This is a genomic window from Salinibacterium sp. GXW1014 (genome assembly GCF_044769865.1).
Taxonomy (GTDB): Bacteria; Actinomycetota; Actinomycetes; order Actinomycetales; family Microbacteriaceae; genus Homoserinimonas.
In genome coordinates, this window is record NZ_JBIZWA010000001.1 from 1,921,957 (window position 1) to 1,947,589 (window position 25,633).

The following is a 25,633-nucleotide window of genomic DNA, read 5'->3' on the forward strand; positions in this document are numbered from 1 at the left end:
GGCCCCGCCGTATGCCATACTCTTTGAGGCCCGGACAGGAATGCCCGAGCTGACACGGCCCCATCGTATAGCGGCCTAGTACGCCGCCCTCTCACGGCGGTAACGCGGGTTCGAATCCCGCTGGGGTCACAGGCAAGAAACCCCCGGTCTCAAGCCGGGGGTTTCTTCTTGTTAAGGCGGCCGGTGTCAGCCTGCTCCAGGCGGCGCGATGCCATGTCTTGTGCCCGTCAGCCGCGCAGCTCCGCGCTGAACCACCGGGCGTACAGGGTCCATGGCTCGCCTTCCGTGCGCAGCCGGTCGATGTGCGCGGCGAGCTCCGGCGTCAGCGTGAACCACTCGCCACCTTCGCGGCATCCGGCGAACTCGCGGTGCCGCTGCTGCTCGAGTCGGCGGTCTCCTCGCTCAAAGGCGAGCAGTTCCTCATGGCGGATGGCGGCGAGGCGTCGCCGCGGATGCGCGCTGGTGCCGATCTTCACCCTGCGGTCGAAGCGCAGGTAATAGACGACATCGATGCGGGGGAGCGGGAGCTCAGGGTCCGGAGCGTCTCCGTAGCGCCACCCGCACACCAGGCAGAACCAGGCGCCGTCCGCCTGTTCCCCGCTGTCGGCGCCGCAGAGGTTGCACGGGCCGGGCATCGTCCCTCGGGTCATCACCGGGCGAGCCTACGCTCAGCTGGCGACACCGATGCGCGGCGAGCGCTTGCTCAGCTCTGTCGCAGTTCTCGCGCCAGTTCCTCGTAGCGACGGGCCTGGGCTTCGCGCTCCTCGACCATGGTCGGGCCGACCGGTTCCAGCGTGCCAGGGCGCTGCTGCGACGACGGGGTCAGGTGCCCGTGCGAGATCTTGTCGATCCACGCGAGGGCGACGGCCGACACGATGAACACCATGTGGATGACGACCTGCCACAGCACGCCTGACTCCGTGTAGACGTTGCCCGTGACGCTCTCGGTGTCGCTGCCGAGGTCGGCGACCTCGATGAAGGTCTTGAGGAGGTGGATCGACGAGATGCCGATGATGGCCATGGCGAGCTTGACCTTGAGCACGTTCGCGTTGACGTGCGAGAGCCACTCCGGCTGGTCGGGGTGCCCGTCGAGCTTGATCTTTGAGACGAAGGTCTCGTAGCCGCCGATGATCACCATGATGAGCAGGTTCGCGATCATGACCACGTCGATCAGGCCCAGCACGCCGAGCATGATGATGGCCTCATCGATGTGCGCCATGTCGCTGAGTACGTGGTCGGCGAGATGCCACAGCTCGACCATGAACACGATCACGTAGACGACCTGGGCGATGATGAGCCCGAGGTAGAGCGGGGCCTGCAGCCAACGGCTGAAGAAGATGAGGTACCCGACTCCCGAAACCCATGGACTCTGCGGGCGGAAGTTTCGGGGTTCTGTCATGCGACGATTCTAAATGTGCAACAACTCTCTCCCGCGCGCCGTAGGCTCGCGCTCCTCTCCCTTGCGCTCGGCGGTTTCGGCATCGGCGCGACCGAATTCGTGGCCATGGGCCTGCTGCCGAACCTCGCAGCAGATCTGCTCCCCGAGCTCTATGCGGCCTCGCCTGAGGAGGGAATCGCGCAGGCGGGGTGGCTCATCAGCGCCTACGCCCTCGGCGTCGTCGTCGGGGCTCCCACGATCGCGGCCTCGACAGCGCACCTGCCGCGCAAACGGCTGTTGCTGTTCCTGCTGGCCGCATTCACCATCGGCACCGTCGCATCCGCCCTCCTCTCGAGCTTCGGGCTCGTGCTCGTGGCACGCTTCGTCGCCGCGCTGCCCCACGGCGCCTACTTCGGCATCGCCTCGATCGTTGCCGCCGACATCATGGGGCCGGGCAACAGGGGCAAGGGTGTCGCACTCGTGCTGAGCGGTCTCACGATCGCGAACGTCGTGGGCGTGCCCTCGATCACCTGGCTCGGGCAGGTCGCTGGCTGGCGCAGCGCCTACCTCGTGGTCGCGCTCATCTTCGCGGCGACGTTCCTCGCCGTCGCGGCGACCGTGCCGCTGCAGCCGGGCGACGAGCAGGCATCGTTCCGGCGCGAACTCGGCGCGTTCCGGCGCCCGCAATTGTGGATGACGATCGCGCTCGCGGCGATCGGCTTCGGCGGTTTCTTCGCCGTCTATTCCTACATTGCGCCGGTCGTGACGGATGTCGCTGGCCTCGACGCCGGGGTAGTCCCCTGGGTGCTCGTGGGCGTCGGCATCGGCATGACGGTCGGCAACATGCTGGGAGGCTGGCTCGCCGACATCGACCTGCGCAAGACGCTCTATGCGGGTTTCGCGCTCCTGATCGTGTCGCTCCTTGGCTTCGCTCTCACGGCGGGCAGTGTGATCGGCTTGGTGGTGTTCTCGCTTCTCGTCGGGCTGGCGTCATCCGCGATCTCTCCTGCCGTGCAATCACGACTCATGGATGTCGCGGGGGAGGCGAAATCCCTCGCCGCCGCCCTCAACCATTCGGCCCTCAACATCGGAAACAGCCTCGGGGCATTCATCGGCGGCGCGACGATCGCGGCCGGGTTCGGCTACCTCTCGCCCGCGTGGGCCGGGCTCGTGCTCGCGCTCATCGGCGTTGCGATCGCGGCGGTGAGCTTCGGGCGGGAACGGCGCAGGCTGCGGCGGTGACATCCGTCACTTGCTCACTGCTGTGATCAAGTAGCATTGACGCCGCGAAGGGGAGTATCCCTGGGGGGCCATCGCCCCTGTATCGCGCTCGTCAATACGGTCACCACTTACGCTGGCCCGGGCGCGGTGGCACGGTATGAGTGCGGGAGAGACTTTCGGGCTTTGTCGTACCCTCCCCACGAATGGAACTCCATGGAAACCGCCCTGCCTGTCTGGTTCGAAGTCGGCTCGCTCGTCGTGCTCTCGGCGATCATCGTCTTCGACCTGATCCTCGCCTACAAGCGCCCCCACGTGCCCTCCGTCAAGGAGTCATCGCTCTGGGTCGGCTTCTACGTGAGCCTCGCGCTCATCTTCGCGGCGCTCATGTTCATGCTGGGTGACGCCGAGCACGGTGGGCAGTTCATCGCCGGTTGGCTCACGGAATACAGCCTGAGCATCGACAACCTCTTCGTCTTCCTCATCATCATGTCTCGCTTCAAGGTGCCGAGGAAGTACCAGCAGGAGGTGCTCATGGTGGGCATCATCATTGCGCTCGTGCTGCGCGCGATCTTCATCCTCATCGGCGCTGCGCTGATCGAGAACTTCAGCTGGATCTTCTACATCTTCGGCATCTTCCTGCTCTACACGGCCTGGCAGCAGGCCTTCACCGGGCACGAAGAAGAGGAGGAGTCTGAGAACAAGATCATCGCCTTCCTTCGCAAGCGCATCCGCATCACGGAGGAGTTCGACGGCGGCAAGGTGCGCACGGTCGTCGACGGCAAGAAGGTCTTCACGCCGATCATCATCGTCTTCCTCGCCCTCGGAACGACCGACCTGGTCTTCGCGATCGACTCGATCCCCGCGATCTTCGGCATCACCCAGAGCCCATTCATCGTCTTCGCGGCCAACGTCTTCGCGCTCATGGGCCTGCGCCAGCTGTACTTCCTCCTCGGCGACCTGATCGACCGCCTCGTCTACCTCAAGTACGGCATCGCGTTCATCCTCGCGTTCATCGGCGTCAAGCTGGTCTTCCACGCGCTCCACGAGAACGAGGTGCCGTTCATCAACGGCGGTGAGCACATCGAGTGGATCCCCGTGATCAACACGTGGATGTCGCTTGGCGTGATCGTCGGCGCTATGGCGATCGCGACGATCGCGAGCCTCATCAAGCTGCGCCGCAGCCCACTTGCAATGCCGATCGGCGCGCCGAACTTCCACGGCGACGACGAGGACGACAGCGACGATCGACGCGGATAGGCGTGCGCGCGCGAACGTTGCTACCGTATGGTGACCGGTCGCGGGAGGTGTGGGAGCAGGGTGGATGACGACGTGACGCTCCCCGAGGGTGAGCTCGCCCTGGACTTCAGCTTTGCGAGCGACGTCGGCAACGTTCGTCGCCTCAACGAAGACAGCCTGCTCGCTGCTCCGCCCGTCTTTCTTGTGGCAGACGGCATGGGAGGGCACTCCTTCGGTGACCGTGCCAGTCAGTCCGTCGTCGCGACCTTCCGTTCGACACTCGGCACGGTCGACGCCCCAAGCCCCGAGAGCGTCGTGGCCACGATCGCCTCGGCCAACGAAGCGCTCATGGCCATGCGGGAGCCCGGGAACGACAGCGTCTCCGGCACGACCCTGACGGGGCTCGCCCTTGTGTCGACCGTGTCGGGCTATCGCTGGATGGTATTCAACGTTGGTGACAGCCGCGTCTACCGCTGGGATGGCCGCGCGCTCGAACAGGTGACCGTCGACCACTCGGCCGTGCAGGAACTCCTGGATGCGGGGCAGATCACGGCCCTCGAAGCCCTCAACCACCCACACCGCAATGTCGTCACGCGCGCGATCGGCGTGCACGACGAGGTCGACGCCGACGTGTGGCTCCTGCCCGTCACGGGCAAACAGACGTTTCTGGTGTGCTCCGACGGGCTCAGCCGCGAACTCGCCGACGACCAGATCGCCCAGATTCTCGCGGGCCATGATCCGGAAGGGTCCGGCAGCACCATCGCGGAGCGCCTCGTGGAGGCGGCACTTGCCGCGGGCGGACGCGACAATGTGTCGGTCATCGTCGTGGACTCGCAGATGCTTGCGGCGGTGTCGACAGACCACGACGACACGAACGAGAGCGGGCTCGCCCAGCACCTCGAAGATACGCGGCCCAGAAAGTAGGAGCGACGAGTGAGAGAGCACTGGTACCGACCGGGAGGCGATGGGTGGATCACCCTCGCCGCGTCTGGCACCCTTCTCGCTGTCGAGCCGAGCGAGCACTTCCCCGTGGCCGCTCTCTGGCGTGCGCTCGAGGGCGGGTTTCAGAGCACCCTCGATAGCCTGACGCAGCGGGGTTTCTCGGCCACGCCGTCCTTCGCGCTTCTCGCATGGTCGGATGCCAGCGAACTGCGCGCGATCGTGCGTGGCCCGGCGAAGCTGCGGGTGGCCTCGCAGGAGGGCGAACGCTCGCTCGACGGCACGGGCGTCTCGACCTGGAGCGAGATGCTTTTCGGGCGCGACACTCGGTTCGAACTTGAGCTGCCCGGCGCCCCCGAGGGGGACGCGCTTCCCCTCGTCGCGGGCGCAGTGACGGCGGTTCGGGTCAGTTCCGATGCTCAGGACGACGCCGAACGCGCCTCCGCGAACGCCTCAGCGGCGCCGGCACCCGCACCGACGTCCGCCCCGCCGCCACCCGCGGCGCTCCCCGAGACCACGGTCGCCGATGTGTGGGACGACGAGAGCGACAATATGCTCGGCGACGCCTCGGAGCCGCAGGATCTCGATCAACTGCTCGGGGCGACGATCCACCGCAGCGACGCCGCGGAGCATTCGGCGGTTGCGGGCGAGGTGCAGGCGGCGGGCGATCACGACGGAATGACGATCGTGGCGGGAGACCTGCGGCGCCTGCGCGCGGAACGCCGCGCCTCAGCATCCGCGACCCCGCCGGAGGCACCGCCGCAGCAGGTGACGCTGCAGCTCGAACTCTCCAACGGCACGGTCGAGACGCTCGACCAGACCGTCATCGTTGGGCGCTCGCCGAGCGCCAACAAGGTGTCGGGCGGTGCACTGCCGCGACTCGTCACGATTCCGGGCGACAAGGACATCTCGCGCAACCACGTGCAGTTCGCGGTCGAGGGTGACACGGTCGTCGTGACCGACCTGCACTCGCGCAACGGCACCCAGGTCATCCTGCCGGGCCGCGCCCCCCAGCAGCTTCGGCAGGGCGAACCGACGACCATCATCGTCGGCACGGTCGTCGATCTCGGGGGAGGCGTCACCCTGACCCTGCGTGAGGGAGCCTGATGCGGCGCGCCCCATCGACGCCCCCCGAGCTGCCCGGATACACCTTCGTCAAGCTGCTCGGTTCGGGCGGCTTCAGCGACGTGTTCCTGTATGAACAGCACCTGCCGAAGCGCCGCGTCGCCGTCAAGGTATTGCTGACCGAGGAGCTGACCGCCGCCAACCGTGCCGCATTCGTCGCCGAGGCGAACCTCATGGCGCAGCTCTCGGCGCATCCGTACATCGTGTCGATCTTCCACGCGGATGTCGCGTCTGATGACCGTCCCTACTTTGTCATGGAGTACTGCTCGGGCCCGAGCCTCGCGGAACGCTACAAGCGCGAACCGCTCTCCGTCGTCGACGTGCTGCGCACCGGCATCCGCGTGTCGGGTGCCGTCGCGACGGCCCACGGCGCGGGCATCCTGCACCGCGACATCAAGCCGGCGAACATCCTGACGAACGACTTCGGCTGGCCCGCCCTCACCGACTTCGGCATCTCCTCGGCCCTCGACGACGGGCTGCCGCTCAGCACGGCGACGCTCGACTCGCTCACGGGTGACACCTCGGGCACGACCGGCAGCGCCTCCGTCGGCATGTCAGTGCCGTGGTCGCCAGCCGAGATGTTCGAGGACGACCCGGAGCCGGATGTCAGGGCCGACGTCTTCTCGCTCGCCGCGACGCTCTACACGCTTCTCGCGGGGCACACCCCCTTCGAGATCCGCGGGCGCTCCAACGGCGCCCTCGACCTCATCGGCCGGATCGAACGCGGTGCCGTGACGCCGCTGGCCCGAGATGACGTGCCGCGCTCCCTCGTCGCCGTGCTCATGAAGGGCATGGCAACGCGCAGGGAGGACCGCTTCGCGAGCGCGATCGAGTTCGCCCGCGCCCTCCAGCGCGTCGAACTCGAGCTCGGCTATACGCCGACCACGATCGACGTGCCCAACCTCCACCTCGAGGAGGCGGTGCGCGAGGTCGACGACGATGCGGATGCGACCCGGGCGCGGGGCGTGGCGACGATCGAGGCGCAGCCGGTCGCTCCCATCGAGCCTCCGTTCGTCGACGACGATGCCACCGTCGCGAGGGGGGCGACGACTGTCCACGCCCAGGCGCCGACGGCCCATGTGCCGGCCGCACCGGCGCCGGTCGCCGAGGACGCGCCGCTCGAGACCGTTGTGCGGCGTCCCCAGCAGGCGACGCCCCAGGCCGCGCCGCCTGCGGCTCAAACGACGGCGACGGCATCCGAGGTGCCACCACAGCCGAAGGCGTCGAAGGCCAACCGCATCGCGCTCTGGGCAGGGGCCGCCGCCCTCGTACTCGTCGCGGCCGCCGTGACGGCGGGGATCGTGCTCGGAGGGCCGCCCGCTCCCGTCGAGCCGACGACGTCGCCGAGCCCGGGCGGAGGGTCCGCGATCGTCGTCGATCGTGTGCCGACCCCCGAGCTCGTGTCGGCGCAGGCGACCGATGGTGCCGTCGTCTTCACGGTCAAGAACCCAGACGAGGAAGACGGCGACAGGATGATCTGGCGTCGCACCGACCGAGGTGACGATGTGCCGATGCGCCAGGTGCAGGGGGAGACGTTCACCGTCGAGCGGACGTCGGATGCGCCCGTCTGCGTCGAGGTCAGCGTCGTGCGCGCTGGCAAGGGTTCGCCCAACCCGCTGGCGGGGTGTTACCCCTCATGACGGTCTCGCTCCTCCGCGTCGAGTTCTGCGGCGAGTGGTACGACATCGCCCCCGGCTCCGACTTTCACGTCGGCCGCGAGTCCGATCTCGTCATTGACGACAACCCCTACCTGCACCGTCGCTTCCTGCGCATCCACGAGGACTTCGGCCTGTGGTGGCTCTCGAACGTCGGCACGCTGCTCTCTGCGACGGTGACGGATGCCTCGGGGCAGGTGCAGGCCTGGCTCGCGCCCGGGGCGCGGCTCCCGATCGTGTTTCCGCAGCTCTCGGTGCTCTTCAGCGCCGGCTCGACGACCTACGAGTTCTCGGTCCACGGGCCGTCGGACTACTTCGACACCTCCTCGGCCATCGCTGGCTCGGGCGGTTCCACGACGATCGCGCCGGTTCCCCTGACGAGTTCGCAGCGCCTCCTGGTCGTCGCGCTCGCCGAGCAGGTGCTGCGGCAGTCCTCGCCCGGGCGGGGCGAGATCCCATCGTCGGCGGAAGCCGCGGCGCGCCTCCACTGGTCGATCACGACCTTCAACCGCAAGCTCGACAACGTCTGCGAGAAGCTTGACAAGGTCGGCGTCGCGGGGCTCCGGGGCGGGCGAGGCAAGCTCGCAACCAACCGCAGGCAGCGCCTCGTGGAGTACGCGGTGGCCACACGGCTCGTGAGCGCCGACGACCTCTACCTCCTCGATCGCAACGACCAGGAGCACACGGCGAGCCAGTAGGGGAGAGGTACCCATCGCTCTGCCCCACTTCGGGGGTGCATCTGCTGTACATTGTTTCTCGGACTCAGGTCAGGATTCAGCGCATCGGCTGGCGTGATCACAGTGGGGATGGTTACTTGGTTCGGCCACGACTCGCGACTCGTACCCGAAAGACGGTCGCATCAACGCTCGTCTTTGCGATCATCGCGGGCGTTCCCCTTGCCGTCGCGGCATTGCATCCTGGTTTCCCTGTCTCCGACGTTGAACTCGCGTCGCGTGACGTCTGGGTCACGAACGGCGAGCAGCTCATGGGCGGCCGTCTCAACCGGCAGATCGATGAGCTCAACGGCTCGGTCGTCGCGTCGACCTCCGACTTCGACGTCATGCAGCACGGCGACACCCTCTTCATGCACGACCCTGTCGCGGGCCGCGTCGAGTCGGTCGACCCCGCCTCCACCCAGGTGACCTCGGCGATCGAGGTGCCGAAGGGTGCCGAGGTGGCATTCGGTGGCGAGGTACTCGCGATCCTTGCGCCCTCCGGTGAGCTCTGGGCAATCCCCGCGATCGGCGACCTGCAGTTCAACCAGGTCTCGCAGCCGCCCATCGCAGAACTGGGCGAGGACTCCCACGTCACGGTCAGCCGTGAAGGAGTCGTGCTCGCGGTCTCATCGTCGCAGAAGACGCTGTATCGACTCGAGTCGATCGCCGAGCTGCCCGTCGAGAGCGAGTTCCCCCAGATGGGCGAGTTCCAGCTCACGGCCGTGGGCGACCGAGCCATCGCGTTCGACCAGACCACGAATGAACTCGTGACGGATGACGGCAAGGTCTTCGACCTCGGGGAGGAGGACGGGCTTCGCCTTCAGCAGGTGAGTGCGGCATCCGATCACGCGCTCGTCGCGACGGGAAAGTCACTCCTGCGGGTCAACCTCGGCTCGGGCGAGGTCGAGGAGATCGCGGCGGACGTTGAGAGCACCGTGACCTCGCCAGAGCAGGTCGCCGCGCCCGTTTCGCTCGACGGATGCGCCCACGGCGCGTGGGCGGGACCCGGACGCTACCTTCTGGCCTGCGATGGCGAGGAACCCGCTCCCGCGCAGATCGATGAGCCGACGAGCGGCAGCCGGCTCGAGTTCCGGGTCAACAAGAGCGTCATCGCGCTCAACGACCTCGACAACGGCAACGTGTGGCTCGTCGACGAGAACATGCGCCTCGTCAACAACTGGGACGACGTGACGCCTCCCGAGGAGGAGGAGACGGAGGAGATCGGCGACGAGAAGTCGGCCATTCAATCCTTCGAAGACACGCTCGCGGAGCGGACGGAGAACAACCGGCCGCCGACGGCGAATGATGACGACTTCGGCATCCGGCCAGGGCGCACGACCATCCTTCCCCTTCTCGACAACGACACCGACCCCGATGGCGACGTGCTCGTCATCTCGCAGTACGACCAGATCTCGGAGTCAACGGGGCGCATTGACCCGATCGATGGCTCCAGGGCGCTCCAGTTCACGCCGGCCGCTGGCTTCGTGGGCAGCGTCGCCATCAACTACACGGTGGATGACGGTCGGCAAGGCACCGATACCGCCCGCGTGACCCTTCGGGTTGTTCCCGACGAGTCGAACGAGGTGCCGATCGAGGTGCGCCGCGGCGGCGTGAGCGTCGAAGCCAACCAGGATGTCGAATACAACGTCCTGACCAACTGGCGTGACCCTGACGGTGACGACCTCTTCCTCATCGGGGCGTCGCCGAAATCGGGCGACCTTGTGCGCTTCACGCCCGACGGCATCATCACCTTCACGCACCAGACCTCCGAGCTGGGCGAGAAGGAAATTGTCTTCCAGGTCACCGATGGCCGGGATGCCGCTGTCACCGGCACGCTCGTCGTCACGGTTGAACCTCCCGGCACACTGAACCCGGTCGGCACCCCGGACTTCGCCGAGACATTCGTGGGCGAGACGGTCGAGGTGAAGCCGACCGACAACGACATCTCTCCCTCCGGGGCTCCGCTCACGCTCGTCGCGATCGAAGAACCGGGCGGTTCGACCACGGCCAGCTTCTCCTCCGACACCGGGACCCTGTCGTTCTCAGCGTCGAACCCGGGCATCCACTATGTGAAGTACACGGTCGCAGCAGGCAGCACCACGAGCGTCGGCATCGTGCGTTTCAACGTGATCGAGCGGCCAGCCGACGACAAGCTGCCGCCGATCGCGGTCAAGGACGTCGCCTACCTGCGCGGCGAGGAGCCGACGACCGTGTCAGTGCTCTCCAACGATGTCTCGCCGTCGGGTCGGGTGCTCGCGGTGCAGAGCGTCAACGTTCCTGCCGAGTACCGGGCGAAGGGTCTCGTCGTGGAGCTCCTCGCATCCACGAGCATCAGGGTGACCTCGCCGGCAGCGCTCACGACCCAGGCCTCCTTCACCTACACCGTCTCCGACGGGGTCTCGACCGCCTCCGCGGGAGTCTCGGTCGTCCCCGTGCCGGCCCTGACCAAGCATCAGCCACCCGTGGCAGTCAATGACACGGCACGCGTGCGGGTCGGCGACATCGTGACCGTCGACGTGCTTGGCAACGACAGGCATCCGGACGACTCGTCGATGTTCCTCGCGAAGGACCTCATCTCGCAGCCTGAGGCTGGCATCGCCTTCGTGAGCCAGGACACTGTTCGGTTCCAGGCGCCGCGCGAGCCGGGGGAGTACCGCGCTGACTATCGGGTACTCGACCCCTTCGGCGAGACGGCCGCCGCAACCGTCATCTTCACGGTCGTTGCCGAAGACGAGGCCAACAACCAAGACCCCGAACCGCGCCCGCTCGTGGCGCGGGTGCTGGCAGGCAACGCCGTCCGCGTCGATATTCCGCTCAGCCACATCGACCCGGATGGCGATTCGACGCAGCTGTTGAACTTCCCCCGCAGTCCTCAGCTTGGTGCCGTGACTGAGACCGGTGCCGACTACTTCTATTACGAGGCGTCGTCGGCAGCGGCGGGCACGGATGTCTTCAGCTACGAGGTCTACGACGCCTTCGGTGCGACCGGGGTGGCGGAGATCAAGATCGGCGTGATTCCGCAGCCCGATGCGTTGCAGGATCCGACGGCGGTGCCCGATAGTGTCTCGATCCGACCGGGACGCCTCGCCCAGGTCGACCTGATGGCCAACGACTCCGACCCCCAGGGTGCCCCGATCAAGGTGTCTGAGGAACTCACGGATGTGCCGGAGGGTATCGAAGCCGAGGTGCTGCAGGAGCGCTACCTCGTCGTCAAGGCGCCCGAGGAGGAACAGTCCTTCACCATTCGCTATGAGCTGAGCAATGACCGCGGCGGGTCTGTCATGAGTTACGTGCTCGTGCAGGTCACGCCTGACGCGCCGCTGCTCCCGCCGACCGCGCTCGATGTGCCACTCCTCACCAAGGACATTGCGGGTGAGGCGAGCATCACGGTCGATGTTCTCGACGGTTTCGCATTCAATCCCGCAGGGCCGAACGCTGACCTTGTCGTGTCGGTCGAGGGCCCCAACGCTGCTTCGGCGGAGCTCCTCGAGCGGAACGGCCAGATCAGGGTCACCCCGGGCGAAAAGCGGCAGGCCATCGCCTACCGCGTGACCAATGAGACCGACGAGCTCAGCGCGCTCGCGTTCATCCTCGTGCCGGCCGCGGTCGACGAGGGCTATGACGACCCGCCCTACATCGACCCCAATCTGCCGGTGCAGTATGTCTCGATGAACGAGACGGGAGAGTGGGATCTCGCCGACATCGTCAAGGTGCCCTCGGGGCGCGACGCCTGGATTCCGGATGCTGGCACGGTGACTTCGATCCAGTCGAACGGCCAGTCGAGCTTTGTCGACAAGGACACACTGCGCTTCACGCCTGCACTCGACTATCGCGGGCCCGCATCCATCAACTTCACCGTCACAGACGGGGCATCCGTCAATGACCCCAAGGGCAATACTGCGAACCTGACGCTGCCCATTGTGGTCGGCGACCCGGAGTTCCGTGACATGCCGCCGGAGTTCACGACGCCGAGCCCGCAGGTTGAGGTTGGCGAGGTGACCACGATCGATCTTCGTGCATCGACTGGGCACCCCAACCCGCAGATCGTGCAGGAGGTCACGTACTCCGGCATCGCGGGTGAGCGCGCGGGTCTCGAGGCGACACTGCGGGGCAGCGAGTTAAGCCTCACGGTGCCGAGAAACACGCCAAAGGGCACGACGATGACGCTCGACGTGACCCTGCGGTGGGACAAGTTCGAGGTCCCGGGCACCATCAACGTGACGGTTGTCGGCTCGTCGAAGCCGCTGGCTGTCGCGGTCAGCGACGTGCTCGAGATGAGGCGCGGCGGCGGTGACGGGGGAGGGTCCATCACCTCCCAGCCGCTCGCGAATGACGCCAACCCATTCGCATCGACCGATGAGCCGCTCACGATCGTCGATGCCCGGGTGTCGAACACTGGTGAGCCCGCGACCATCTCGCCCACCCGCAACGCAGTGAAGATCACTCCGTCCCCGTCGCTCAAGAGCGGCGTCGTCGAGGTCATCTACACGGTCGAGGATGCGACAGAGGACAGTGATCGCCGAGTCAACGGCACTATCACCCTCACGGTGAGCGATGTGCCCGACGCGGTGCAGAAGCCGACCGTGCCGACGCAGGGAGATGAGGGAACCGTGACAATCGGCTTCACGGCGCCTGCGTCGAACGGCAAGCCGATCACGGGTTACGAGGTCTCGTCGTCGCCGGCGGTATCGACGCCGAGCACCTGCGCGCCGCCCTCGTGCACCATCTCGGGCCTCAACAACGGCACGAGCTACACCTTCTCAGTTCGCGCGATCAACGAGCACGGTCCGGGCGCGTGGTCTGCGCCGAGTAACCCGGTCATCCCCTACGGCACCCCCTCGACGCCGAGCGTGACGATGGCGGTTGGTGAGCGGTGGGCTCCTGGCGGATCGGTTTCCGCATCCTGGGGCAACGTGACGCCGAACGGCGGCAGCGTGAACTACAACTGGCAGCTGTTGCGCAATGGCAGCGCAGAGGGTCGGCCGTGGAACAACACGCTCGGTACCTCGACTGGCACGATCACGGGGCTCCCCGCGGGGAACTACACCGTGCAGGTCTTCGCGACCAACTCGGGCGGCAAGACGGGCCAGACCGGCACCTCGGCGCCCGTGACGCTCGAGGCCCAGGGAAAGCCGCCTGCTCCCGGCGGGCTGGGTGCACGCGTCTCTGACAGTGTCGCTCCGGGCAGTATCACCTGGTACTGGAACGCTGTGAGCGCGAGCCCCGGTGGGCAAGCCCATCTCACCTACGAAGTGAACTTCAACAACACGGGGTGGACGGGCGTCGGCGCTCGCACGGAGTACACGAGGAACAACCTCAACGAGGGCAACTACAACCTGCGGGTCCGCGCCGTGAACAAGGCGGGTGCTGGTGACGTCGCGGGTCCGGTCGGCGGTCGGATCGACTCACCGCCGCCCCCGCCTGCACCTGACGTCACCCTGAGGAAGGGGGCGAACGTGCGTTGTCAGGACAGTGGGTCGATGAACTGCTGGCAGCTCCACATCACGCTGAAGCACTTCACCAACAACAGCCACCGTGTCGAGTACTGGTGCAACAACTCCAAGTCGAGCATCACCGCGAGCTTCACTGGCAACACTTTTGAGGGAGGGTTCCACTGTGGTTGGCCCAATACGTGGGTTGAGGTCGATGGTGTCAAGAGCAACGTGGTCGACTTCAGACGATGAGCTGACGGCCGCCGGGAACCAGTGAGAGAAGAGAGAGAATGCCAGTAACCCAGGAGCAGGCGACGTGGTTCGCGGATGCCTTCGACAAGCTGATCGCCAATGTCGACAAGGCGATCATGGGCAAGGATCACGTGATCCGTCTCGTCTTGACGGCGCTGGTCAGTGACGGCCACGTGCTGCTCGAGGACTACCCGGGCACGGGCAAGACGGTCCTGGCGAAGGCGCTCGCGAACACGCTTGACGGCACGACGTCGCGTATCCAGTTCACGCCAGACCTCCTGCCCTCTGACGTGAGCGGCGTGCAGATCTTCGACCAGTCGAAGGGACGCTTCGAGTTCCACAAGGGCCCGATCTTCGCGTCGATTGTGCTTGCCGACGAGATCAACCGGGCGAGTCCCAAGACCCAGAGTGCGCTCCTCGAGGTCATGGAGGAGGGGATCGTCACGATCGACGGCGAGGGGCATCCTGTCGGCGCGCCGTTCCTGGTGATCGCAACGCAGAACCCTGTGGAGCAGGCGGGCACCTACAAGCTGCCCGAGGCGCAGCTTGACCGCTTTCTCATCAAGACGACGCTCGGCTACCCCGACCGGGCGACCTCGGTTGCCCTGCTGATGGATTCCGCGACGAGGGCGCGCGCATCCCTCGTGTCACCCATCATCAAGCCCGAGTCGATCGTCGCGATGACGGCGCTCGCCAATGAGGTGCACGTCGATGAGTCGGTCATGGCCTACCTGAGCGACATCGTCGAGGCGACCCGCGCCGACCGTGACGTGATCCTCGGCGTCAGCATGCGTGGGGCGATGGCCCTCGCGCGGGCCATCAAGACCTGGGCGATCAGCAACGGCCGCACCTACGCGACGCCGGATGACGTGCGTGATCTCGCGGTTCCCGTGCTCGCGCACCGCGTCATCCTCGACCCGGAGTCGGAGTTCGCGGGCGTCAAGGCCGAGGCGGTCATCGAGCGGATCCTCGTGGGCATCGAGCCGCCCGCCTATCGCGCAGCGTGAACCCAGTGCTCCTGAAGGTCCGGCGCTTCTGGCGCGCGGTGGTCGCCGTCATGGCGCCCGTCGTGCGCGCCGTTTGGCGGTTCCTCGGGCCCATCCTCAGGGTCGTGACCTCCGCGGGGTGGATCGTGCTGGGGCTCGCCATCCTCGCCCTCGTGCTGAGTGCGACGTTCGGATGGCAGGAGTTCACCTTCCTCGGCACCGTCCTGCTCGCAGCGCTGCTCGTGAGCACCGTCTTCCTCTTTGGACGAGCCTCCTACGGCGTGCACATTGAGCTCAACCCCCGCCGCGTGGTCGTGGGGCAGCGGGCGATGGGGCGGATGCTCGTCACCAACACGGGCGCGAAGAACCTCCCGGCGACGCGCATGGAGCTTCCGGTCGGTCGCGGTGTTGCGGAGTTCCAACTGCCGGCCATGCAGCCGCGCGAGGAGCACGAGGAGCTGTTCGCCGTGCCGACCCACAAGCGCGCCGTGATCGTTGCGGGGCCTGCCGAATCGGTCAAGGGTGACCAGCTCGGACTCATGCGTCGCGCGCTGCGCTGGGCCGACCCTGTCGACCTCTTCGTGCATCCGAGGACCGTGCGGCTCGCCCCCACGGCGGCGGGCCTCGTGCGCGACCTTGAGGGCCAGGTCTCCAAGAAGATCACGAGCAACGACATCGCGTTCCACGCGCTGCGTCCCTATGTGCCTGGGGATGATCGCCGCTACGTGCACTGGCGCACCTCCGCGCGCATCGGCCAGCTCATGGTGCGCCAGTTCGAGGAGACCAGGCGCTCGCAGCTGACCATGATCCACGCGACCCGGCGTGACCTCTTCGCCTCAGAGGAGGAGTTCGAGCTCGCCGTGTCGGTCACGGCGTCGATCGCCTCGCAGGTGATCGCGGATGGCACGCAGATGAATGTCGTGAGCGAGTCCGGCGTCTGGCGCACGCAGACCGTCACGAGCATGCTCGACGCCTCGAGTCGCATCGAACCGGTCGGCGACGCGTTCGAGACCATGCGCGAGTTCGCACGGGAGATGACCAAGCGGCTCCCCGCACCCAGTGTCGTCATGGTCATCGCAGGGTCGCGCATGACGACGGCGGACTTCCGCAGCATCCAGTCGCTCTTCGGCAGTGACACGAGCCAAGTCGCCTTCCGCGTGGAGGTGGGCGCAGAACCGAAGTTCGCGGCCGTCGCGGGCCTCACCCTCATCACGATCGGTGACCTCGACGACCTGCCCAAGATCGTGAGGGGGATGACGCCATGACGACGCCGACCCCAAACGACAGCAAGGGGCTGCGGATGCCGAGCCCCCGCACGTGGTTCGACATCGCCGTGCTCGTCGTGCTCATGGCGCTGGGGCTCATGGGCTTCGAGCCGTCATTCGGCAGCTACAACTTCCTCCTGCCGGCCATCGGTGGGCTCGTGCTGGGCGCGGCGACCGCGATCGGCACCTCACTCTTCCGGCTCGGACTCATCCCGACGACGCTCGTCGCGCTCGCGGCCTACTTCCTCATCGCCTCGCCGCTCGCGGTGCCGCAGCAGGCGATCATCGGGGTGCTACCAAGCCTCCAGTCGCTCGGCAGCGTCGCGGTCGGCTCCGTCTATGGCTGGGCAGACATCCTGACCCTCGCCACCCCGGTCGGCGCACCGCAGTACATCGCGGTGGTGCCCTACGCGGCCACGTGGATCGTGTCGATCGTGTCGGTGACCCTCGCCTGCCGGTGGCTCTCGACACGTCCTCGCGCGCCATGGCGCTTCGCGGTCGCCCTCATCGGCCCGCTCGCGCTCTATCTCGCGAGCATCCTGATCGGCACCGAGCAGCCCTTCCAGGCCGGCGCGCGCGGTGTCGTCTTCGCGGCGCTCGCCCTCATCTGGCTCGGCTGGCGGCGCGAGGGGAGCGCGAGCGTCGCGGCCGAGGGAGCGGCGCGGCTGCGCAAGCGAAAGCTCGCCGGCACGGCGATCGTCGTCGGGGCCGCGATCCTGCTGGGCGGCGGTGCGGGGTTCTGGATCGCGCCGCCCAACGACCAGCGCTTCGTGCTCCGCGAGGAGATCGAACCGCCCTTTGACCCGCTCGAATACCCGAGCCCCCTCTCCGGCTACCGGCACTACACCAAGCAGGTCACCGACGATGTGATGTTCACGGTCGAGGGCCTGCAGCAGGGTGACCGCATCCGCTTGGCCACCATGGATTCCTTCACGGGCAAGCTCTGGAACGTCACAGGGCCCGACACGGCGGCCGACGGCTCGGGCGCCTTCCAGCTGGTGGGTCGCACGCTTCCGCAACAGCGGTTCGTGACCCCCGACGCGCGCAACGACGTCGTCTTCACGATCGCCGGCTACGACGACGTCTGGATGCCCAGCCTTGGCTACGCAGAGGACCTCGAGTTCCTCGGCGGCGACGCTGTCGAGGAGCGCGACAACCTGCGCTACAACGCGGCGACCGGCACGGCGGTCCTGACCTCGGGTCTCGACGCGGGGGACTCCTACCGCATCGACGCGACCGTGCAGCAGCCCCTGTCGGCGGAGGAGTTGCGCGACGTGGGCGCGGCCTCCGTGGAGCTGCCGCCCGTGCTGGGCGTGCCCGATGTCGTCACGACCAAGGCGCAGGAGTTCGCCGCATCGGCGGCGACGCCCGCCCAACAACTCGAGGCCATCCGCTCGGCCCTCGCCCTGCAGGGTTTCCTGAGCCACGGTCGTGCTTCGGATACGGTCCCGTCGCGCGCCGGGCATGGTGCCGACCGCATCACCGACCTGCTGGAGCGCAACCAGATGGTGGGCGATGAGGAGCAGTACGCCTCCGCCTTCGCGCTCATGGCGCGCAGTTTCGGTTACCCCGCCCGCGTTGTCATGGGCTTCGCGCCGGAGATCACGGGTGATGAGGAGCTCGTCGAGGTGACGGGCGATGACGTGACGGCGTGGGTCGAGGTGGCGTTCGATGGCGTCGGCTGGGTGTCGTTCGACCCCACGCCCGAGGAGACCGACATCCCGCAGGACCAGACGCCGAAGCCGCGCAGCGAGCCGCAGCCGCAGGTGCGCCAGCCTCCCCGCATGGACAACGACGATGAAGACCTGCTCTCGCCCGTCGAGCTGGAGGAGAACGACGAGGAAGACGACGAGCTTCCCTTCGAGCTGCCCGGCTGGGTCTACGTGCTCGCGGTGAGCCTGCTCGTCCCCGCCCTGATCGTCTTCGTGCCAATGCTGATCGTCGCGCTCATCAAGGCGCGACGGATGCGACGTCGACGCTCCGCTGCAGCGCCGCATGATGCCGTGGCGGGCGCGTGGGACGAGATGATCGACCGCTTCTCGGAGCTCGGTTTCTCGGTGCCGCGGGCGAGCACGCGCCTGCGGATGGCGGAGGCGCTCGAACGACAGGCCCCGACAGAGGAACCGCTCAAGCTCAGGCAGCTCGCCGTCGCGACTGACGCCGCCGTGTTCTCCGGCGACGAGGTCGAGCCCGAACGCTCCGAGCGCTCGTGGAGCGAGGCAGAAGCCGCCGTCGCAGCTGTGCGGGCCGGGGTCTCGCGGATGCGTCGCTTCCTCAGCCGATACCGCGTCCGGTCAGCACGTGACTGGGCCAAGAAGATGGCGGATGGCGGCACCGAGCGCCGGTGAGCGCTCGGCAGTCGGCCCCCTGCTGTTGCATTAGCATGGCTCCGTTACCCGGAGGGAGTTGCTGTGGCGAGCGAGCACGATGACCCGGCCGTCGCGCCCCCGCCACCGGGGACGCCGCGGCGTCCCGAGCCCGTGGAGGCGCCGTCCGTGACCGACGAGTCCGGGTTCATCAGCCTTCCCCCGGGCATGGCGAACTTCGACTCGGGCACCTACCGCATGGAGGCGCGCAGGCCCGAGCCCGCCGTCGCCGAACGGCCTCCCGTCTTCATGCCGACCGCCGTGCCAGGGCTTCCCGTGACTCCACCAGCAGCCGCCGCTGCGGCGCCGGTCGACGAAGCGACCCGCGTGACGGGTGCCCCCGTCGATGATGCGACCCGTGTCGTGCCGAGTCGCCGGGCCGCGTGGACCTTGACGCTCCCGGCAGGCGAGAGCAGGGCACTCCGGGCGGGGGTGGTGTTGCTCGGGCGGGGCCCCGCAGCATCCGAAGCCTGGCCCGGTGCCGAACTGCTGCCGCTCGACGACCCGCGAAAGTCGGTCTCCAAGACCCACGCGGCGCTCGAACTCGATGGCGCGGGCACGCTCAGGGTGCACGACCTCGATTCCACGAATGGCGTGTGGCTCAGCTACGCCAATGGCGATGAGGTGGATGTGGTTCCGGGTTCCCCGGGAATTGTCGAGGATGGCGCGGTGCTGCATCTCGGTGAGTTCGGGATTCGCCTGCAGCGAGGCTGATTCCGCACGCTCGGAGCATGGCCGACGTAGAATGTCGAGATTGGGCGCGTGCGATCTCGCGCGCTCGCGTAACGGAGAAGGAAGGCACCACTGTGGGCAGGACGCTGGCAGAGAAAGTCTGGGATGACCACATTGTGGTCAAGGGCGAAGACGGCAATCCGGATCTCCTCTACATCGACCTCCACCTCGTGCATGAGGTGACGAGCCCTCAGGCCTTCGACGGCCTGCGCCTGGCCGACCGCCCCGTGCGCCGCCCCGACCTCACGATCGCGACCGAGGACCACAACACCCCGACGCTCAACATCGACAAGCAGATCGAAGACGTCACGAGCCGCACGCAGATCGAGACCCTCCGTCGCAACTGTGAGGAGTTCGGTGTGCGCCTGCACCCGCTCGGCGATGTCGAGCAGGGCATCGTGCACGTGGTGGGTCCCCAGCTCGGCCTCACGATGCCGGGCATCACGGTCGTCTGCGGCGACAGCCACACATCGACGCACGGCGCCTTCGGTGCGATGGCCTTCGGCATCGGCACGAGCGAGGTCGAGCATGTGCTCGCGACCCAGACGCTGCCGCTCAAGCCCTTCAAGACGATGGCGATCACGGTCGAGGGCGAGCTGCGCCCCGGCGTGACCGCGAAGGACATCATCCTCGCCGTCATCGCCAAGATCGGCACGGGTGGTGGCCAGGGCTACGTGCTCGAGTACCGTGGCAGCGCCATCCGCTCGCTCTCGATGGAGGGCCGCATGACGATCTGCAACATGTCGATCGAGGCGGGCGCCCGCGCCGGCATGGTCGCCCCCGACCAGACGACCTACGACTACCTCAAGGGCCGCCCGCACGCGCCGGAGGGCGAAGCCTGGGATGAGGCCGTCGCCTACTGGGAGACCCTCACGACTGACGACGACGCCGTATTCGACGCCGAGGTCTTCCTCGACGCCAACGAGCTCGAGCCCTTCGTCACGTGGGGCACGAACCCCGGCCAGGGTGTCTCGCTGAGCGAGTCGGTGCCCGACCCCTCCACGATCGTCGACGTCAACGAGCGTGCCGCCGCGGAGCGCGCCCTCGAGTACATGGCGCTCGAAGCGGGCACGCCCATGAAGCAGATCCCTGTCGACGCCGTGTTCATGGGCTCGTGCACCAACAGCCGCATCGAAGACCTTCGTGCCTTCGCCTCCGTCATCAAGGGCCGCAAGAAGGCCGACAACGTTCGCGTCATGGTCGTTCCCGGTTCCGCGCGCGTGCGCCTGGAGGCCGAGGCCGAGGGCATCGACAAGATCGTGACGGAGTTCGGCGCCGAATGGCGCTTCGCCGGATGCTCGATGTGCCTCGGCATGAACCCCGACCAGCTCGCTCCAGGCGAGCGGTGCGCCTCGACCTCGAACCGCAACTTCGAGGGTCGCCAGGGCAAGGGCGGCCGCACGCACCTCGTGTCGCCGCTTGTCGCCGCAGCGACGGCGGTGCGCGGCACTCTCGCGAGCCCGTGGGACCTTGAGGGCGACGACACGGATGCCGCGGCATCCGATAGCGCTTCCGACCCCGTCTCGTCCGCCGCTGGCGACACCCCGATCTACGACGCGATCGCGCGCCAGTTTCCTTCCGCTATGAGTGAGGTCAACGCCTGATGGACAAAGTCACGACGATCACGGGAGTTGCAGCGCCCCTCAAGCGTTCCAACGTCGACACCGACCAGATCATCCCCGCCGTGTTCCTCAAGCGGGTCACCAAGACCGGCTTCGAGGATGCGCTCTTCCACGGTTGGCGGCAGGACGAAGACTTCGTGCTCAACCGCCCCGAGTTCCAGGGTGCCCGCGTGCTCATCGCGGGTTCGGACTTCGGCACGGGTTCGAGCCGCGAGCATGCCGTCTGGGCGCTGCGCGACTTCGGTTTCGCCGCCGTGCTGAGCCCCCGCTTCGGTGACATCTTCCGTGGAAATGCGGGCAAGCAGGGCCTGCTCGCCGGGCAGATCTCCGAGGAGGACGCCGAGACGATCTGGGCGCGCATCGACGAGGAGCCCGGCATAGAGGCCACCGTTGACCTGGAAGCGCGCACCGTGACGGTGGGGGACTTCACGACGTCGTTCCAGATCGACGACTACACGCGGTGGCGTCTCTTGGAAGGGTTCGATGACATCGGACTGACCCTTCGCGATGAGCCAGCCATCACGGACTTCGAGTCTCGCCGCGCAGGGTGGCGCCCCACAACGTTGCCCGCACGCACGGCGGCGGTTGCGGAGTGAACGCGCTCACGAAGGACTCACAGAAGGCCGCAGCGCGGGTGGGGCTCACGGCTGACGAGATCATCGTCAATGGCGGTAAGCCACTCACCGGCCGAATCCAGGTGCGCGGAGCCAAGAATCTTGTGACCAAGGCCATGGTCGCCGCCCTCCTGGGGGAGACGCCCAGCGTGCTGCGCGGTGTCCCCGACATCAGCGATGTGCAGGTCGTGCGCGGGCTCCTCGAGGTCTACGGGGTCGGCGTCACGAGCCCGACCGCTGGCGAGCTGCACTTCGACACCGCGAGCGTTGAGAAGGCGCACTTCGCCGAGATCGACGCGCACGCGGGTGCGAGCCGCATCCCTATCCTGTTCTGTGGACCTCTCCTGCACCGCCTGGGCGAGGCCCGCATCCCCGACCTCGGGGGTTGCCGCATCGGTGACCGGCCCATCAACTATCACCTGGATGCGCTCCGCGCCTTCGGGGCGGTCGTCGACAAGAGCTACGAGGGCATCGTGCTGACGGCGCCCGACGGTCTGCACGGCGCCGACATCGAGCTGCCCTACCCGAGTGTGGGCGCGACCGAGCAGGTGCTGCTCACGGCCGTGCGCGCCAAGGGCATCACCGAGCTCAAGAACGCGGCGATCGAGCCCGAGATCATGGACCTCATCGCGATCCTGCAGAAGATGGGCGCGATCATCTCGGTCGAGCCCAACCGTGTCATCCTCATCGAGGGTGTCGACCGTCTGGATGGCTACAAGCACAGCGCGCTGTTCGACCGCAACGAGGTCGCCAGCTGGGCGTGCGCGGCCCTCGTCACCAAGGGCGACATCTTCGTCGAGGGTGCCCGCCAGTCCGAGATGATGACCTTCCTCAACGTCTTCCGCAAGGTGGGCGGCGCATTCGATGTGCAGGAAGACGGCATCCGGTTCTGGCACCCCGGTGGAGCGCTCAAGCCCGTCACGATCGAGACGGATGTGCACCCCGGCTTCATGACCGACTGGCAGCAGCCGCTCATCGTCGCGCTGACGCAGGCGGAGGGCACCTCGATCGTGCACGAGACCGTGTATGAGAACCGCTTCGGCTTCACGGAGGCGCTCGGCAAGATGGGCGCCAACATCGTGGTGCACGAGCAGGGCCTGCCCGACCACCCGCGCAGGGTCGCCCGCCGCGACTTCGAACAGGCGGCGACGATTGTCGGGCCGACGCCGTTGCACGGAGCCGACCTGCACGTGCCAGACCTGCGCGGTGGCTTCAGTCACCTCATCGCCGCGCTCAGCGCCGAGGGACGGTCGACCATCAGCAACATCGGCATCATCAGCCGCGGTTATGAGCACATCATCGAGAAGCTCGGTGCCCTCGGCGCCGACTTCGTCTACGAAGGGTGAGCGGGCAACCGTGAGCGATATTTCCCAGCCGGCAGCGTCGCCGGGAACGCCGGCGCGGTCGGAGAAGACGCCCGTCTTCCGCCTCCTCGCCTTCCTGCTGCTGCCGCCCATGCACATGCTGGCGCGGTATCGCATCATCGACGGTGACAAGATGCCCAAGCAGGGCTCCTTCGTCTTCGCTCCGAACCACTACAGCGAGATCGACCCCGTCGTGATCGGCGTCATCATGTGGAAGCTCGGGCGCATGCCCCGCTTCCTCGCGAAGGCCTCGGTGTTCAAGAACCCCATCGTCGCGAAGCTCCTGCACGCCTCTGGGCAGATCCCCGTCGAGCGTTCGAGCAACGCGCGCGGCTCTGAGCCGCTCAAGGCGGCGGGCACGCTCGTCGAGAAGGGCCTCGCGGTCGTCATCTACCCGGAGGGTTCGCTCACGCGCGATCCCGCGCTCTGGCCCATGCGCGGCAAGACGGGGGCAGTGCGGATGGCGCTCGAGGCGGGCGTTCCCCTCATCCCGGCGGCGCACTGGGGCACCCAGAAGGTCATGCCGCGGTACGGGCGCAAGATCAGCCTCTTCCCGCGCAAGACCATCAAGGTCAAGATCGGCGACCCCGTCGACCTCTCGGCTTACCGCGGCAAGCCGATCACCTCGACCGTGCTGAGCGAGGCGACCGAGCTGCTCATGGACGCCATCACGGAGCTCCTGGCCGACCTCCGCGACGAGCAGCCGCCCGCCGAACGCTGGGATCCGGCCAAGAAGAACCAGAAGGAGACCGGGCGCTTTTGACGAGCACACGACCCATCCGTATTCCCGTGCCGGGGGCGACTCGCGTCGCCGTGCTCGGGGCGGGCAGCTGGGGCACGACCTTCGCCAAGATCCTCGCTGACGGAGGTGCCGACGTGGCGTTGTGGGCGCGCCGGCCCGAACTCGCTCGCGAGATCGCGGAGAGCAAGCGCAACAGCGACTACCTGCCGGGCATCAACCTGCCCCGCAGCCTCTGGGCCACTCACGTCATCGAGGAGGCCCTCGAAGGTGCCGAGGTCGTCTTCCTCTCGGTCCCAAGCCAGACCCTGCGCGGCAACCTCCGCGAGTTCGGCTCGATGATCCCGCGGGATGCCGTCGTTGTGAGCCTCATGAAGGGTGTCGAGAAGGGCACCCGCTCACGCATGAGCGAGGTGATCACGGAAGAGCTCGACATCGACGTGAACCGGATCGCCGTGGCATCCGGCCCCAACCTCGCCCTCGAGATCGCGAAGGAGCAGCCGACGGCCGCGGTCGTCGCCTCCGCCAGCCTCGACACAGCCACCAAGGTCGCGCTCCTGGCCACAACGCCGTACTTTCGCGCCTTCGTTAACAGGGACATCATCGGCACCGAGTTCGGCGGCGTGCTCAAGAACCTCATCGCCGTCGCGATCGGCATCGTCGACGGCGTCGGCTACGGCGAGAACACCAAGGCCTCGATCATCACGCGCGGGCTTGTCGAGATGACCGACTTCGCGGTCGCCTACGGCGGCAAGGCCTCGACGCTCTCGGGGCTCGCGGGCCTCGGCGACCTCATCGCGACGTGCGAGTCCTCGCTCTCGCGCAACAACACGGCCGGACGGCTGCTCGGGCAGGGCTTCGCGCTGCCTGACGTGCTCAAGCAGATGAACCAGACCGCGGAGGGCCTTGCATCGGTTGCCCCGATCCTCGAGCTCGCACAGGCCAAGGACATCGTCATGCCGATCGTCTCGCAGGTCGCGGAGGTGCTCGCCGGCACGATGGACCCGCGCGACATCGCGCCTCACCTCACGACCGACTCGGGCCTGCCGCAGGGGGAGTAGGGCGACTCAGCCTGCGAAGGTGCGAGCGGGCATGCCGACCACCCCGGCGTCGACGACGAAGAGGGCGCCGGCGAGCGGATCGTCCCCTGGCTCGAGGTTCTCCCGCGAGGTCGTGATGAACAGCCGGTCGAGCTTCGCGCCGCCGAAGGTGCAGGCGGTCGTCTGGCGCGCGTCGACGGTGATGACCTCGTCGAGTGCGCCATTCGGTGTGTAGCGGCGCACCTCGCCCGCGCCGTGCATCGCGACCCAGATGCCGCCATCCGCGTCGACCGTGAGGCCGTCGGGGTTCTCCTCGTCTGACATGACGACGAAGGGGCGCCGCCCGGTGAGCCCCGTGTCGGGGTCGTGGTCGAAGACCGAGATGGTGTGGGTGTCAGTGTCGTTGTAGTAGGCGAGGGAACCGTCGGGGCTCCACTCGAGGCCATTCGAGATCGTCGCCCCCTCCAGCACGGTGTGCACGCTGAGGTCGGGGTCGATGCGGTAGAGCTTCGCCGCACCGGGGCTCGCGTCGTAGGCCATCGTGCCGCAGTAGAAGCGGCCCTGCGGGTCGCATCCGCCGTCGTTCATGCGGATGCCGGCATCCGACCACACCTCGGGCAGCTGGGTGAGGGCGCCGTCGGGCGCTTCGAGGCAGAACCCGCGTTCGACGGCAATGATCGCCCCACCGTCCGCGCGCGGGCGCAGCGCCGCGGCCACCAAGCCGACGTGGCGGCGTGAGGTCGCGCCAGCCTCATCAGTCAAGAGCACGTCGCCCGCCAGCATGTCGACCCAGCGCAGGCCACCCCACGACTCAGCCCAGACGGGCCCTTCGCCGTGATACGCGAGGGGGTCGGTGAACTGCTCTGCCTGCATGGCGAGGCTCCTTTGCGGTGTCGGTGTCGTCCCAGCGTTGCACAGTGCTCTGCGGGGTGAGAAAGTTCGGCGAGCGAG

General features: G+C 67.4%; 19 protein-coding genes and 1 tRNA gene. 17 read left to right on the forward strand and 3 right to left on the reverse strand.

Annotated elements, in window-relative coordinates; all coding sequences use genetic code 11:
* Positions 1–56: 56 nt before the first annotated feature.
* Positions 57–129 (forward strand) — tRNA-Glu (locus ACIQK7_RS09455).
* Positions 130–227: 98 nt separating this feature from the next.
* Here the strand turns inward: ACIQK7_RS09455 and ACIQK7_RS09460 are convergent.
* Positions 228–650, reverse strand: a complete 423-nt coding sequence (locus ACIQK7_RS09460) for a GIY-YIG nuclease family protein (protein ID WP_403023750.1) — start codon at positions 648–650, stop codon at positions 228–230.
* Between the two features lie 53 nt (positions 651–703).
* A complete protein-coding gene (locus ACIQK7_RS09465; protein WP_403023752.1) occupies positions 704–1,399 on the reverse strand; it encodes a TIGR00645 family protein in 696 nt (231 codons plus the stop codon).
* A gap of 15 nt (positions 1,400–1,414) precedes the next feature.
* Between ACIQK7_RS09465 and ACIQK7_RS09470 the strand changes: the two genes are divergently transcribed.
* From ACIQK7_RS09470 to ACIQK7_RS09545, 16 genes are all read left to right on the forward strand, one after another.
* A complete protein-coding gene (locus ACIQK7_RS09470) occupies positions 1,415–2,620 on the forward strand; it encodes an MFS transporter (protein WP_403023753.1) in 1,206 nt (401 codons plus the stop codon).
* Between the two features lie 192 nt (positions 2,621–2,812).
* Positions 2,813–3,856, forward strand: coding sequence for a TerC family protein (locus ACIQK7_RS09475; protein ID WP_403023755.1), 1,044 nt, complete (start codon positions 2,813–2,815; stop codon positions 3,854–3,856).
* A gap of 60 nt (positions 3,857–3,916) precedes the next feature.
* Positions 3,917–4,759, forward strand: a complete 843-nt coding sequence (locus tag ACIQK7_RS09480; protein WP_403023757.1) for a PP2C family protein-serine/threonine phosphatase — start codon at positions 3,917–3,919, stop codon at positions 4,757–4,759.
* A 9-nt stretch (positions 4,760–4,768) separates the two neighbouring features.
* Positions 4,769–5,881, forward strand: a complete 1,113-nt coding sequence (locus ACIQK7_RS09485) for an FHA domain-containing protein (protein ID WP_403023759.1) — start codon at positions 4,769–4,771, stop codon at positions 5,879–5,881.
* Positions 5,881–7,539, forward strand: coding sequence for a serine/threonine-protein kinase (locus tag ACIQK7_RS09490; RefSeq protein WP_403023762.1), 1,659 nt, complete (start codon positions 5,881–5,883; stop codon positions 7,537–7,539). The genes ACIQK7_RS09485 and ACIQK7_RS09490 overlap by 1 nt, the downstream gene beginning before the upstream one ends.
* Positions 7,536–8,252: a hypothetical protein gene (locus ACIQK7_RS09495; RefSeq protein WP_403023765.1), complete on the forward strand. Its 717-nt coding sequence runs from the start codon at positions 7,536–7,538 to the stop codon at positions 8,250–8,252. Before ACIQK7_RS09490 ends, ACIQK7_RS09495 begins: the two co-directional genes overlap by 4 nt.
* 116 nt (positions 8,253–8,368) lie before the next feature.
* On the forward strand, positions 8,369–13,954 hold the full coding sequence (locus ACIQK7_RS09500) for an Ig-like domain-containing protein (protein ID WP_403023767.1): 5,586 nt from the start codon (positions 8,369–8,371) through the stop codon (positions 13,952–13,954).
* A gap of 38 nt (positions 13,955–13,992) precedes the next feature.
* Positions 13,993–14,961 carry an AAA family ATPase gene (locus ACIQK7_RS09505; protein WP_403023770.1) on the forward strand — a complete coding sequence of 323 codons (969 nt, stop codon included), beginning with the start codon at positions 13,993–13,995 and terminating at the stop codon, positions 14,959–14,961.
* A 5-nt stretch (positions 14,962–14,966) separates the two neighbouring features.
* Entirely contained in the window at positions 14,967–16,205 is a 1,239-nt protein-coding gene (locus ACIQK7_RS09510; RefSeq protein ID WP_403023773.1) for a DUF58 domain-containing protein, read from the forward strand.
* Positions 16,202–18,553, forward strand: a complete 2,352-nt coding sequence (locus ACIQK7_RS09515; protein ID WP_403023776.1) for a transglutaminase domain-containing protein — start codon at positions 16,202–16,204, stop codon at positions 18,551–18,553. The genes ACIQK7_RS09510 and ACIQK7_RS09515 overlap by 4 nt, the downstream gene beginning before the upstream one ends.
* A 147-nt stretch (positions 18,554–18,700) precedes the next feature.
* Positions 18,701–19,285 (forward strand): FHA domain-containing protein, encoded by a 585-nt coding sequence (locus tag ACIQK7_RS09520; protein WP_403023779.1) that lies wholly within the window; start codon positions 18,701–18,703, stop codon positions 19,283–19,285.
* A 92-nt stretch (positions 19,286–19,377) separates the two neighbouring features.
* Positions 19,378–20,907: a 3-isopropylmalate dehydratase large subunit gene (leuC, locus tag ACIQK7_RS09525; RefSeq protein ID WP_403023782.1), complete on the forward strand. Its 1,530-nt coding sequence runs from the start codon at positions 19,378–19,380 to the stop codon at positions 20,905–20,907.
* A complete protein-coding gene (gene leuD / locus ACIQK7_RS09530; RefSeq protein WP_403023784.1) occupies positions 20,907–21,521 on the forward strand; it encodes a 3-isopropylmalate dehydratase small subunit in 615 nt (204 codons plus the stop codon). The genes leuC and leuD overlap by 1 nt, the downstream gene beginning before the upstream one ends.
* A 38-nt stretch (positions 21,522–21,559) precedes the next feature.
* Entirely contained in the window at positions 21,560–22,885 is a 1,326-nt protein-coding gene (gene murA, locus ACIQK7_RS09535; protein ID WP_403024044.1) for a UDP-N-acetylglucosamine 1-carboxyvinyltransferase, read from the forward strand.
* 19 nt (positions 22,886–22,904) lie between these two features.
* Complete coding sequence (locus ACIQK7_RS09540) at positions 22,905–23,666, forward strand: lysophospholipid acyltransferase family protein (protein ID WP_403024046.1); 762 nt, start codon at positions 22,905–22,907, stop codon at positions 23,664–23,666.
* Positions 23,663–24,703, forward strand: a complete 1,041-nt coding sequence (locus tag ACIQK7_RS09545) for an NAD(P)H-dependent glycerol-3-phosphate dehydrogenase (protein ID WP_403023787.1) — start codon at positions 23,663–23,665, stop codon at positions 24,701–24,703. Before ACIQK7_RS09540 ends, ACIQK7_RS09545 begins: the two co-directional genes overlap by 4 nt.
* A 6-nt stretch (positions 24,704–24,709) precedes the next feature.
* Here ACIQK7_RS09545 and ACIQK7_RS09550 read toward each other — a convergent pair whose 3' ends face one another.
* Entirely contained in the window at positions 24,710–25,555 is an 846-nt protein-coding gene (locus tag ACIQK7_RS09550; RefSeq protein WP_403023790.1) for an SMP-30/gluconolactonase/LRE family protein, read from the reverse strand.
* Positions 25,556–25,633 lie beyond the last annotated feature (78 nt).

Coding starts and splice junctions, on each gene's coding strand:
- ACIQK7_RS09515 (WP_403023776.1), top strand. CDS start 16,202: ATGACGACGCCGACCCCAAACGACAGCAAGGGGCTGCGGATGCCGAGC.
- ACIQK7_RS09465 (WP_403023752.1), bottom strand. CDS start 1,399: ATGACAGAACCCCGAAACTTCCGCCCGCAGAGTCCATGGGTTTCGGGA.
- ACIQK7_RS09490 (WP_403023762.1), top strand. CDS start 5,881: ATGCGGCGCGCCCCATCGACGCCCCCCGAGCTGCCCGGATACACCTTC.
- ACIQK7_RS09550 (WP_403023790.1), bottom strand. CDS start 25,555: ATGCAGGCAGAGCAGTTCACCGACCCCCTCGCGTATCACGGCGAAGGG.
- ACIQK7_RS09475 (WP_403023755.1), top strand. CDS start 2,813: ATGGAAACCGCCCTGCCTGTCTGGTTCGAAGTCGGCTCGCTCGTCGTG.
- ACIQK7_RS09505 (WP_403023770.1), top strand. CDS start 13,993: ATGCCAGTAACCCAGGAGCAGGCGACGTGGTTCGCGGATGCCTTCGAC.
- leuD (WP_403023784.1), top strand. CDS start 20,907: ATGGACAAAGTCACGACGATCACGGGAGTTGCAGCGCCCCTCAAGCGT.
- ACIQK7_RS09495 (WP_403023765.1), top strand. CDS start 7,536: ATGACGGTCTCGCTCCTCCGCGTCGAGTTCTGCGGCGAGTGGTACGAC.
- ACIQK7_RS09460 (WP_403023750.1), bottom strand. CDS start 650: ATGACCCGAGGGACGATGCCCGGCCCGTGCAACCTCTGCGGCGCCGAC.